The 11,737-nt window shown below is 39.9% G+C and carries 11 protein-coding genes; 7 read left to right on the forward strand and 4 right to left on the reverse strand.

The annotated features are described in order from the left end of the window. Positions 1–372, forward strand: a 372-nt coding sequence (locus BCG07_RS08920) for a solute carrier family 23 protein (RefSeq protein WP_286889890.1), incomplete at its 5' end; no start/stop codon positions are given. 149 nt (positions 373–521) lie between these two features. On the opposite strand, the gene BCG07_RS08925 is transcribed toward BCG07_RS08920, so the two are convergent. Next, on the reverse strand, positions 522–1,280 hold the full coding sequence (locus BCG07_RS08925; RefSeq protein ID WP_006792361.1) for a hypothetical protein: 759 nt from the start codon (positions 1,278–1,280) through the stop codon (positions 522–524). Between the two features lie 291 nt (positions 1,281–1,571). Between BCG07_RS08925 and cysB the strand changes: the two genes are divergently transcribed. Continuing rightward, positions 1,572–2,549 carry an HTH-type transcriptional regulator CysB gene (gene cysB, locus BCG07_RS08930; protein WP_006792362.1) on the forward strand — a complete coding sequence of 326 codons (978 nt, stop codon included), beginning with the start codon at positions 1,572–1,574 and terminating at the stop codon, positions 2,547–2,549. Between the two features lie 65 nt (positions 2,550–2,614). Here the strand turns inward: cysB and BCG07_RS08935 are convergent, their stop codons facing one another. From BCG07_RS08935 to pabB, 3 genes are all read right to left on the reverse strand, one after another. Continuing rightward, entirely contained in the window at positions 2,615–3,991 is a 1,377-nt protein-coding gene (locus BCG07_RS08935; protein WP_010557570.1) for an L-serine ammonia-lyase, read from the reverse strand. Positions 3,992–4,092: 101 nt separating this feature from the next. Next, positions 4,093–4,668: an NUDIX hydrolase gene (locus BCG07_RS08940; protein WP_010557571.1), complete on the reverse strand. Its 576-nt coding sequence runs from the start codon at positions 4,666–4,668 to the stop codon at positions 4,093–4,095. A 2-nt stretch (positions 4,669–4,670) separates the two neighbouring features. Next, positions 4,671–6,020 (reverse strand): aminodeoxychorismate synthase component I, encoded by a 1,350-nt coding sequence (gene pabB / locus BCG07_RS08945; RefSeq protein WP_286889892.1) that lies wholly within the window; start codon positions 6,018–6,020, stop codon positions 4,671–4,673. Positions 6,021–6,189: 169 nt separating this feature from the next. Between pabB and BCG07_RS08950 the strand changes: the two genes are divergently transcribed. The 5 genes from BCG07_RS08950 to BCG07_RS08970 all read left to right on the forward strand — a co-directional run. After that, positions 6,190–7,716, forward strand: a complete 1,527-nt coding sequence (locus BCG07_RS08950) for a fumarate hydratase (RefSeq protein WP_006792366.1) — start codon at positions 6,190–6,192, stop codon at positions 7,714–7,716. A 425-nt stretch (positions 7,717–8,141) separates the two neighbouring features. After that, a complete protein-coding gene (locus tag BCG07_RS08955) occupies positions 8,142–9,182 on the forward strand; it encodes a Leu/Phe/Val dehydrogenase (RefSeq protein WP_243533277.1) in 1,041 nt (346 codons plus the stop codon). Positions 9,183–9,314: 132 nt separating this feature from the next. Further along, positions 9,315–9,953, forward strand: a complete 639-nt coding sequence (locus tag BCG07_RS08960; RefSeq protein WP_008127695.1) for a CatA-like O-acetyltransferase — start codon at positions 9,315–9,317, stop codon at positions 9,951–9,953. A gap of 102 nt (positions 9,954–10,055) precedes the next feature. Further along, positions 10,056–10,880, forward strand: a complete 825-nt coding sequence (locus BCG07_RS08965) for a M90 family metallopeptidase (protein WP_286889893.1) — start codon at positions 10,056–10,058, stop codon at positions 10,878–10,880. A gap of 99 nt (positions 10,881–10,979) precedes the next feature. Then, positions 10,980–11,737 (forward strand): TolB family protein (locus BCG07_RS08970; RefSeq protein ID WP_502694054.1); only part of this gene is annotated, 758 nt, incomplete at its 3' end.

Raw genomic sequence — 11,737 nt, forward strand, 5'->3', positions numbered from 1 at the left:
GCGGGTGTATCTGTTGGTGGGCGTACAGGTTTAACTGCAGTGGTAGTTGGTTGCTGCTTTTTGCTAATGATGTTCTTTGCACCGTTAGCTAATATGGTACCAGCTTATGCAACAGCGGGCGCAATCTTATATGTTGCTGTACTTATGCTACAAAACCTAAAGTTTGTGGACTGGGACGATATGACTGACGCTATTCCAGTAGCCGTTGTGCTGTTAATGACGCCGCTTACGTTTTCAATTGCGCATGGTATTGCGCTTGGTTTTATTTCATATACGGCGGTTAAGTTGCTTTGTGGTAAACGCAGTGAAATAACAATTAGTGTATGGATATTAACCGTGTTATTTATTGTTAAATTCGCGTTTTTATCATAAATAACAAAGTTTTGTTTTGATATATAACTACCAGCGACGTTATGTGATTTATCCCTGTTGGGGAAGCTAAACTCTCGGTTATAAAATTTAATGCTAAAAAAGCCCATACATAGTATGGGCTTTTTTTATTATTCAGTGGAAAGCTGCTGTTACCATTTCTTTTTTGGAGCAAACAGCACATCTAAATCGTCTTGTTCTTGCTCGTTTTTCTTTTTTAGGGCGCTTGCGTTAGATGCTTTTAGCTCGACGCTAATTTCCTCTAAGTAACGTTCCACTTCTTGGCGTTTAGCATTTACATATTCGTCTGAATAAGGCACTGCACTAAGCGTTGCGTAGGCTTTTTCAAAATATTGTCTAGCAGAGCCAACCATACTCGCAGAACGTGCCGAAATACCGCGTTTAATTTGGCTTTCTATATTTATTTTAAGCTGCAATTTCTCAAGTAGTTTGTCTTCGCCTGTAAATACTTGGCTATTAACACGGCCCTTAGTGTGTTCAGAACGTAGGATCACACGTAATTTTTTAATCCCTTGAATTAGCGCAACAAGCTGTTTGTCGTTACTTGGTAATGCTAATGACTCACTACTGGTTCCTTGCACCGGGTTAGAGAGATGCTGTTTCATTTCTTCTAAGCGGCTCTTTAGCGCTTTTGAGGTTGGCGAATGCGTAACCATTGTTTTGAGTGCTTCGGCAATTCGGCTTTGTAGAACCCTAATAACGTTTTCAGATAGCGGAATATTAGCCTGGTTCATTAATGCTTCTTCAGTTTCTTCAATGATCGCCTTTTGTTTTGTGAGTTCTTTTCGGCGCTCATTTTCTTGTTTTTCTTTGTGTTGCTGAACAGCACTTACCCAAAGTGCAATCACAACCAAAGCAACTATAAGGACAATTATAATAGACACGATCATGGTGTAATTCTCGGATTCATAACCTAATTTTTTAATATTACATTAAATATAAGCCATCGGGGTAGTTTTGCGCGAATTAACTTCAAATTAGGTAAATTAACTGTCGTTAAATATAAGGACTATGAGATTAATTCGTCTAATCTTGGCTACCTCAAGTATATTTATTATGCTAGCCTTGAGCACCACTTCGATAAATGCACGCTATAAGCTTAATCAACGCTACCAGTAAAACTGATCTAGCTTTATAGAATTGCCTTTATTTATAATAAATTACAACGTAAAAATGCAACCATGAAATTACAACAACTCAGATACATAGTAGAAGTACAAAATCATAAATTAAATGTTTCAGCAACGGCTGAGAGTTTATTTACCTCACAGCCTGGTATTTCTAAACAAGTACGTATGTTAGAAGATGAGTTAGGTGTTCAAATTTTTGGGCGAAGTGGCAAGCATTTAACGCATGTAACTAGTGCCGGTGAAGATATTATAAATATCTCGCGTGAGATACTTTCAAAGGTAGAAGGTATAAAAGCGGTAGCTAACGAGCACACATTACCAGACCAAGGTAAGCTCAATATAGCAACAACGCACACTCAAGCACGTTATGCTTTACCTAGTGTGATTCAGGGGTTTATGAAAAAATACCCTGCAGTATCATTGCACATGCACCAAGGTACACCACAACAAATATCTGATGCCGCAGCAAGGGGCGATGCCGATTTTGCCATTGCAACTGAAGCGCTTCATTTATACTCTGATTTAGTTATGTTGCCTTGTTATCATTGGAATCGCAGTATTGTTGTTGCAAAGGATCATCCACTTGCTAAAAAAGCCAATAGTTTAACGGTAGCAGATATTGCCGAATACCCGCTAATTACTTATGTATTTGGTTTTACGGGTCGCTCTGAATTAGACAAAGCATTTAGCGCCCATGGGTTAGAGCCGCATATTGTATTTACGGCGACTGATGCCGATGTAATTAAAACCTATGTTCGTTTAGGGCTTGGCGTAGGGGTAGTGGCTTCAATGGCGATTGATGAAATCACTGATACTGATTTAGTCTGCATTGATGCAAGTCACTTATTTGAAGCTAGCACTACAAAAATTGGCTTTAGAAAAGGCAGCTTTTTACGTACTTATATGTATGACTTTATAGAACGATTTGCGCCGCATTTAACTAAAGAGCGAGTGGAGCGCGCGAGTTTATTACGTAATCAAGATGATGTAGATAAGTTATTTGAAGATATAGAGTTACCTGTAAAGTAGCACTGGGTCTGATAACAAAAAAACCGACTATTTATTAATAGTCGGTTTTTTTGTTTAAGGTTAGCCTAACACTCAATAATGTTAACGGCTAAACCACCGCGCGCGGTTTCTTTGTATTTTGTTTTCATATCATTACCTGTTTCAAGCATGGTTTTTATTACTTTATCAAGTGATACTTTTTGCTCGCCACTACCACGAATTGCCAATCGAGAAGCATTGATGGCTTTTATAGCCCCCATCGCATTACGTTCAATACAAGGAACTTGCACTAAGCCGCCAACAGGGTCGCACGTTAAACCTAAATTATGCTCCATGCCTATTTCAGCTGCGTTTTCAACTTGTACAACATTACCACCCACAATTTCAGTTAATGCTCCGGCGGCCATTGAACAAGCAACACCCACTTCGCCTTGGCAGCCCACTTCGGCACCCGAAATAGACGCATTTTTTTTATATAAAATACCAATTGCAGCGGCTGTTAGTAAATAACGCGTGGCAATGTCGCGGTCTACTTCTTTTACAAATGTATGATAGTACATAAGCACAGCGGGTAGAATGCCTGCAGCACCATTAGTGGGGGCTGTTACCACTCGTCCACCGGCGGCATTTTCTTCATTAACGGCAAGTGCAAATAGATCGACCCAATCCATTGCTCTGAGTGGATCGTTGCTCACTTCGATATTCAGTTTTAAGAATAGGCTGGGGGCACGTCGTTTTACTTTTAAACCGCCAGGTAAAATTCCTTCAGTACGCATTCCGCGCTCAATACAGGCTTTCATTACTTGCCAAATATGAAATAACTCATCTTTTATAGCGTCTTCGGTTCGAAGTGTGCGTTCGTTTTTCATCATCAAGCTAGATACACTCAGGCCTGAGTCTTTACACATTTCAAGTAGCTCTTTTGCGCTACTAAAAGGGTATGGCGCTGGGTTTTCTTCTCTAATATCGAGCGCTGCTTGCTTTTCGTTTTCAAATTCTTCGTCGGTAACAATAAAGCCGCCGCCGATAGAGTAGTACACTTTGCTATAAAGCTTTTCACCATTATTTGAAGCAATAATCTCCATTGCATTAGAGTGCTTTGGGAGCGTTTTACGACGATGAAAAACAATAGCACCTTGCTTAGGAAAGTTGGCTTTGTGTGTTTGGTTTAAATAAATAACTTGTTCTTGCTCGATAGTTAATAAAATATCATCGACTAAATCGGCATCGATTGTTTCTGGGTCATAGCCTGCTAAGCCAAGTACAACAGCTTTGCCAGAACCATGACCTATACCTGTTTGACCTAACGATCCATATAACTCTACTTTTATATCGGTAACACTTTTCAATAGCTGTTTTTCATGGAGTTCATTAACAAATAAGCGTGATGCGCGCATTGGGCCAACGGTGTGTGATGACGAAGGGCCAATACCAATGCTAAACATATCAAATGCACTGATCATAGTGTGTGTCTCTTATTAATTTACTCAGCCCGAGGCTGCTCTTTGAACGGTCGAGCATAATAACGCGGAATTGTTAGCATGTAACTATTATTAACGAAGATTTAAACTGGTAAGGCTAGTTGTTTTGTAAAGTTTTTTATAATGCTAGCAGTTGCTCCCCAAAGTAACCCATGGGGGGTAACAAACCCCTGCAGGGTGATTTCTTTACCAAAACGTTGAAATGGCAAAGGTTGCCAGTTAGCTTCAGTACTTAATTCATCCAAGGAGAGTAAAAAGCTAGCCTGTACTTCATTGTGATCGTTTACCCACTGCGTATTTTTATTCAAAACACATACGTAGGGACGAATACTAAACCCAGTTAAGGTGGAGTACTCTGGTAAATTGCCAAGGATATTTACATCTTTGTGCGCAATGTTTAACTCTTCTTTCAATTCACGTAGTGCCGTTGTACGAAGCGTTTTGTCGCTTGCCTCAAATTTACCACCGGGTAAGCAAATTTCACCTGGGTGATGATGCAAATAAGTAGGGCGCTTACACAGTAAAATATGTGCATGCCCAGCTACATCTATAATGGGCAGCATAACGGCACTGGCGCGTTTATTTCGAGAGTCTTTTATTTGATTTGGCGCAGCGGTTGGGCTTAATTGAAAACGCGTTTTAATGAAGTCACTATTCAAGATCACCTACTCTTTAATAAAGGTAAAATTTTATTTACCTTATCGTAAGTCTCTTGGTATTCCAATTCGACTTTAGAATCAGCGACAATTCCGCCTCCGGCCCAACAGTAAATATGCTGCTCATAACAAACTAAAGTTCGAATAGTAATACTTGTATCCATATTACCACAGGCGCTTAAATAACCTATAGAGCCACAGTAAACACTGCGCTGATGAGGTTCTAGTTCCTCTATAATTTCCATCGCGCGTATTTTGGGTGCTCCAGTAATAGACCCCCCAGGAAAAGCGGCCTCGAGTTGATCAACGGCTGTTTTATTAATATCAAGTTCGGCGGTCACTGTACTTACTAAATGGTGTACAGCCGGAAAACTTTCAATTGCAAATAAAGAAGGCACTTTAACGCTGCCGGGTTTGGCTACTTTACCTAGGTCGTTACGAAGTAAATCTACAATCATCACGTTTTCTGCGCGATCTTTGGATGAGTTTGCAAGTTTTAACGCTTGTGCACTATCTTCGTGGGCGTCAGCTTTACGTGCAAGTGTCCCTTTTATTGGCTTAGTTTCTACAATATTGTTGTGGATCGATATAAAGCGCTCAGGCGAAATTGACAAAATAGCGCCTGCAGGATGATTAATAAAACTTGAAAAAGGCGCTTTATTAGCTTCGCGTAATTTAACATACGCTGACCAAGGGTCACCGCTATATTGGGCTTTAAAGCGCTGAGCTAGATTAATTTGATAACAATCACCGCTTGTTAAATAGTCTTCAATTATAGCAAACTTTTTGGCGTATTGGGTTTGGCTCATATTAGAGAACCACTCAGACGTTAACTCAAACTTTGCGTCAATTGGAGTTGATGCTAGATATTTCTCGTAAAGCGCGCGTCTTTCAACATGTGGCTGTGAAACATAAAACCACGCATTTTGCTGTCTATCAAAAATGAGTGCATCTAAATAAAGGCCTACAGCCATTTGCGGTAAATTTATATCTTGCTCTGCTATGGTTGGCATTTTTTCAATTATACGACCCAAGTCATAGCCGAAATAACCTAGCCAACCTCCATTAAAGGGCAAGTCAAAAGGTGCTTTTGTGTTACTGAGTTTGCGCAAATGGGTATTCATTATTTCAAAACAGGTTAGCTCACTTGGCTCGCCATTGAATAATGTTTTGTTATCGCTCACTTCAAGCAAGTGTTCAGGTTCTATGGAAATTATGTCGTAGCGACTATTTACATGGTCGCTATTAGCAGAGTCGAGCAGTATGGCGTGAGGCAGATGAGAAAAATGCGAAAATACATCAATACAATTTTGTGTTATTGATAATTTTATACAATTATTTTTATTGTTTAGCATTTACTACCCCTATAAGAACTGGCTCGAAACGGGCTGGGAGGGTATCATAAGTCAAATTTTTTTGGCAGCGTTTAGTATAAAATCAACGTTGTAATTAAAACAGTACAAACCACCGTCACCGGTTTGGTATAGATTACGCTTAAGCGTAAAGCTAACTTAAGGAACCATTATGAGTACAATCCGTCAGCAAGACTTTATTGATAGCATTGAAGATGCATTGCAATATATTTCGTTCTACCATCCACTTGATTTTGTTCAAGCATTAGAAAAAGCTTACAACAAAGAACAAAGTAAAGCTGCTAAAGATGCTATTGCGCAAATTTTAATTAACTCGCGTATGTCGGCTGAAGGCAAGCGTCCGCTTTGTCAAGATACAGGTATTATTACGTGTTTTGTAAAAGTGGGTATGGATGTTAAGTGGGATAAAACAGACTTAACAGTTCAACAAATGGTTGATGAAGGTACTCGCCGTGCGTATTTGAATCCAGATAACCCGCTTCGTGCTTCTATTGTTGCAGACCCTGCTGGTACTCGTAAAAACACAAAAGATAATACACCTTCGGTTGTTCACATCGATTTGGTAGCTGGTGGCGAAGTAGAAGTCATGGTTGCAGCAAAAGGTGGCGGCTCTGAAAACAAAAGTAAAATGGTTATGTTAAACCCTTCAGACGATGTTGCTGCCTGGGTAGAAAAAACACTGCCTACAATGGGTGCTGGTTGGTGTCCACCAGGCATGCTGGGTATAGGTATTGGTGGCACAGCAGAAAAAGCTGCAGTAATGGCTAAAGAGTCATTGATGGATCCGGTTGATATCCATGAGCTTATGGAGCGTGGGGCGGAAACTACAGAAGAAAAGCTTCGTCTAGAAATATTCGAACGTGCAAACAAACTAGGTATTGGTGCACAAGGCCTGGGCGGGTTAACAACGGTTGTTGATATTAAAATTAAAACCGCTCCTACCCATGCAGCTTCAAAACCAGTGGTGATGATCCCTAACTGTGCAGCAACTCGTCACGTGCACTTTACTTTGGATGGTTCAGGTCCTGCTGATTTAAAAGCGCCAAAGCTTGAGGATTGGCCTGAAGTGACTTTTGAAGTGGGTGAGGGGACACGTCGTGTAAATTTAGACACGCTGACGAAAGATGATGTTCAAGAATGGAAAATGGGTGAAACCGTTTTACTTTCAGGCACCATTTTAACTGGCCGTGATGCAGCGCATAAACGTTTGCAAGACATGATCAATTCTGGCGAAGGCTTACCTGAAGGCGTTGATTTTGATAACAAATTTATATACTACGTTGGCCCTGTAGACGCTGTTGGTGATGAAGCGGTAGGCCCAGCAGGCCCAACTACAGCAACACGTATGGATAAATTTACCGATATGATGCTAGAAAAAACCGGCATTGTAGGCATGATTGGTAAAGCAGAGCGCGGCCCTGCAACGGTTGAATCAATCAAAGAGCATAAATCTGTTTACTTGATGGCTGTAGGTGGTGCTGCGTATTTAGTATCTAAAGCGATTAAAAAAGCGCGTGTAGTTGCGTTTGAAGATTTAGGTATGGAAGCGATTTACGAGTTTGAAGTTGAAGACATGCCTGTAACGGTTGCAGTAGATAGCGAAGGTGCCAATGCACATACGCAAGGTCCTGCGATTTGGAAGGCAAAAATTGCTGAGCTTGATAGCAAATTAAAGTAATTGTTATCTTTGTTTATGAAGCGAGCCTTGTGCTCGCTTTTTTATTTTAAAATCATCAATATTGAGTGAAAACTGATCTTACCAGTTGTGTGGTAATTGTTTATATAAATATAAATCATTAAATAACAATTGCTTGCGTGTTAATGGTGGATGTATTAAAAACTTTACGGAAAAACCAATGGTTACGCTAACGTAAACGTAAAGAAGTGTACCCTTGTGTTATTTTAGTTTTAATGTCTATTTTTGTGATTTATTTTAAATTTTTTATTTGTTAATAAGTTATAAGTTGATTATTTAATTTAATCACTTGGTGTTTGTTAGCTTTATCATCTTGATGTGTGGCGAACACTATCTTGAAGTGGTAAAGTCTCGACAATTTCCAGCGCGTACACCCTCTCACGGGTCAATTTTTCGGAGTATTTTAAGTGGCTGTGTTTAATCAAGTTGAATTTGATAACCATGAACAAGTAGTCTTTTGTTCTGACAAAGAGTCAGGTTTAAAAGCAATTATTGCTGTGCATAGTACCAAGTTGGGGCCTGCTGTTGGTGGGTGTAGAATGTGGGATTACGCTAAAGATGAAGACGCAGTGTATGATGTTTTGCGTTTATCAAAAGGGATGACTTACAAAAATGCGGTTGCGCGCCTTCCTTTTGGTGGTGGAAAATCTGTCATTATTGGTAACGCCAAAGAAATTAAATCGGAACAACTTTTTCATGCATTTGGTCGCCAATTAGAGCGTTTAAATGGTAGCTATTACTCAGCAGAAGACGTCAATATTACGTGTGCCGACGTTGCTTTAATGAACAAAGAAACAAATTACGTTCTTGGCCTTGAAGGCAAAAGTGGAAACCCATCTCCCTTTACTGCATACGGTACTTTTTTAGGTATTAAAGCTGCACTGCAGCATCAACGCGGCCACCAAGACTTCTCAGGCATAAAAGTAGCTGTACAAGGTTTAGGGGCTGTTGCTTACGGCTTGTGTAAGCACTTAGCTGATGCAGGTGCTAAGTTGTTTGTGACAGATATAAACCAGGTTGCAATTGATCGTGTTGTTAACGATTTTGGTGCAACAGCGGTTGGTATTGATGACATTTATGACTTAGATGTAGATGTGTATGCACCCTGTGCATTAGGCGCAACCATAAACGATGACACTATACCTCGTATTAAAGCAACCATTATTGCTGGTTGTGCTAATAATCAGTTAGCACAATCACGCCATGGTGAAATTATTCGTGAAAAAGGCATTTTGTATGCGCCAGATTACGTTATAAACGCAGGGGGTATTATTAATGTTTATTACGAAACTGCGCCAGAAGGTTATACCGTTGAGGCCTCTAATAAACACGTTGAGGGTATTTTTAATACGCTAACAGAAATTTTTGCTCGCAGCGAAAAAGAGCAAAAATCGACGCACTTAATTGCAGATGAGCTTGCTCAAGAAATAATACAAAATGGCCTTTAGATTTATATTTAGGTCTTGAAGAAAGGGGACGCATTAGCGTCCCCTTTTTTGTTATTAATGCTATTTTTATGAAACAACGTTACACTTTATTTTTAATTAAGTGTGGTATGTATAATGACGTCAACTTCGAATATGCAGCCTATCGACTTTGATAGCTGGCCTCGTAAACAACATTTTGAACTATTTAAAAATTTTACCCAGCCATACTTTAATGTGTGTGTTCAGCTAAACGCACAAACACTGTTTGATTACTGTAAGGCTCAAAATATATCGTTTTTTCAAGCCTATGTTTATTGCACACTAAAAGCTTGCTTCGCTTATGAACCAATTATGTTACGAATTATAGAATCCAAGCCCTGGTTACTTACAAGCATCCGTGCAAGTGTTGTTGAACTTGATGAAGACGAGTGCTTTGTATTTAGTTATTTTGATTATTTGGGCTCTTTCAAAGAGTTCTCAGCCAATAGCGACAAAGTAAGTAAACAATCTAAGTCAAACTCACTATTTAGCGACGCATTTGCCAATACAGAGGGGCAAGCTGATTTAATTCATATATCTGTTTTACCATGGCTTAATTTTAGCGCTTTTTCACATGCATTTAGCGAAGGGCAAAGTTTAGGGATCCCTAAGTTTGTATTCGGTCAATACGACAAACAAGCTGGCACGATGCCACTATCTGTTGACGTACATCACTCTTTAATGGATGGCCTACACGTTGCGCGCTTTGTAAAGGTGTTACAAGCTGAGTGTGATCATTTTAAATGTAAATGACGGTGATAAAAGAGTATTTTAAAATCTATAGTAACCACAGCAGTTGAAAATTCATCCCGGTGAACATATTTATAAAGGCATATATATGTTAAGGGTATTGCCATGATAAATGGACTGTTAATTGGTGTTTTAGTGTTATTTGTGGCGATACTTTGGCAATGGCCTTCTATTCAAGCCTCCCTTTGGCGCAATAAGTATCAACGTATGGGTTTAAGCTCTCAGCAAAAAGATATCTTACTGCGCTGTATGCCTATTTACCGAAAGATGACGGATGCTGATAGAGCCAAACTTGAGAGACATATTGTTTGGTTTTTAAATGAAAAACGCTTTATTGGCTGCGATGGATTAAAGCTCACACCTGCCATGAAACTTATTGTTGCTGCTGATGCCTGCGTACTCGTGCTTAACAAACCGTGGCCTCTTTATACTAATGTAAAAGAAATATTATTGTACCCAAGTGCTTACTATGCCCCACAAGCCACGCGAGATAGCGCCGGCTTAGTCAGTTATCATAATACGGTGAGGCAAGGTGAATCGTGGCCTGGGGGAACATTGGTACTCAGTTGGCATGATGTATTAGAAGGAAGCCGCTTACCCAGTGATGGGCATAACTTGGTGTTTCACGAATTTGCTCATCAGTTAGATCAGGAAACAGGTAAAACAACAGGTACGCCACTTTTAAAAAGCTCGGCGGATTATAAAGAGTGGGCAAGGGTATTTAGTCGTGCCTTTACGCAGCTTAAAAGTCATGTGGCGTATAGTATGCCTCACGTTATTCATAGTTATGGCGCAACAAACGAGGCCGAATTTTTTGCGGTGATCACCGAAACCTTTATTGAAAAACCAGCAGAGTTACGACGCTACGATCCAGAAATATATAGAATGCTGGTTAACTACTATCAATTTGACCCCATTTCTTGGCATTAAACGTAATAAACTGCGCTTTATCAAATAACGCTGGTAACTTTTGGTTGTTTTTGTTGCAATCGGTTAAAACACACAGCAACAATAATAAGCGAGAAAGTTATGAAGAAATTGCTGCATACGGCGTTGGCTTTGTCAGTGTCATTAGCTCTTGGGCAAGCACATGCTGAATCAACCGATAAAAAAGATGAACAAAAATGGCAAGTAGATTCTCCTAAAGGGCAATTTGTTGACGCTAAAATTAGCGTAGAACAAGGCACATGGATGAACATTGATATTAGCCCAGATGGCAAAACCATTGTATTTGACTTACTAGGCGACATTTACACAATGCCAATGAGTGGCGGTACTGCAACACAATTAACCTCTGATATAGCATGGCAAATGCAACCTCGTTTTAGCCCCGATGGTAAACACATTGCGTTTACTTCTGATCAAGGTGGCGGCGACAATATTTGGGTTATGGATTTAAACGGTGAAAACCAAAGTGCAGTAACCAACGAAACGTTTAGACTATTAAATAGTCCAGCGTGGAGCCCTGATGGCGATTTTTTAGTGGCGCGTAAACACTTTACGGCTAGTCGTTCACTAGGTGCTGGTGAAGTATGGCTATACCATAAAGCAGGTGGTAAAGGGGTTCAGCTGACTAAACGCGAGAACGACCAAAAAGATTTAGGTGAGCCAATGTTTTCACCTGATGGGCGTTATGTGTATTTTTCTCATGATGCTACACCAGGTAAAACGTTTCACTATTCAAAGGATTCTGTAGCGGGGATATATAAAATTAAGCGCTACGATCGTGAAACAGGTGAAATAGAAACAATTATTGATGGTATGGGTGGCGCAATTAGACCAACTCC

The organism is Pseudoalteromonas sp. ESRF-bin5 (genome assembly GCF_002632075.1).
Lineage (GTDB): Bacteria > Pseudomonadota > Gammaproteobacteria > Enterobacterales > Alteromonadaceae > Pseudoalteromonas > Pseudoalteromonas marina.

What these genes read in the sequence shown, in the direction of transcription:
- BCG07_RS08925 (WP_006792361.1), bottom strand. Translation starts at nt 1,280, where the DNA reads ATGATCGTGTCTATTATAATTGTCCTTATAGTTGCTTTGGTTGTGATT.
- BCG07_RS08950 (WP_006792366.1), top strand. Translation starts at nt 6,190, where the DNA reads ATGAGTACAATCCGTCAGCAAGACTTTATTGATAGCATTGAAGATGCA.
- BCG07_RS08960 (WP_008127695.1), top strand. Translation starts at nt 9,315, where the DNA reads ATGCAGCCTATCGACTTTGATAGCTGGCCTCGTAAACAACATTTTGAA.
- pabB (WP_286889892.1), bottom strand. Translation starts at nt 6,020, where the DNA reads ATGCTAAACAATAAAAATAATTGTATAAAATTATCAATAACACAAAAT.
- BCG07_RS08965 (WP_286889893.1), top strand. Translation starts at nt 10,056, where the DNA reads ATGATAAATGGACTGTTAATTGGTGTTTTAGTGTTATTTGTGGCGATA.
- BCG07_RS08935 (WP_010557570.1), bottom strand. Translation starts at nt 3,991, where the DNA reads ATGATCAGTGCATTTGATATGTTTAGCATTGGTATTGGCCCTTCGTCA.
- cysB (WP_006792362.1), top strand. Translation starts at nt 1,572, where the DNA reads ATGAAATTACAACAACTCAGATACATAGTAGAAGTACAAAATCATAAA.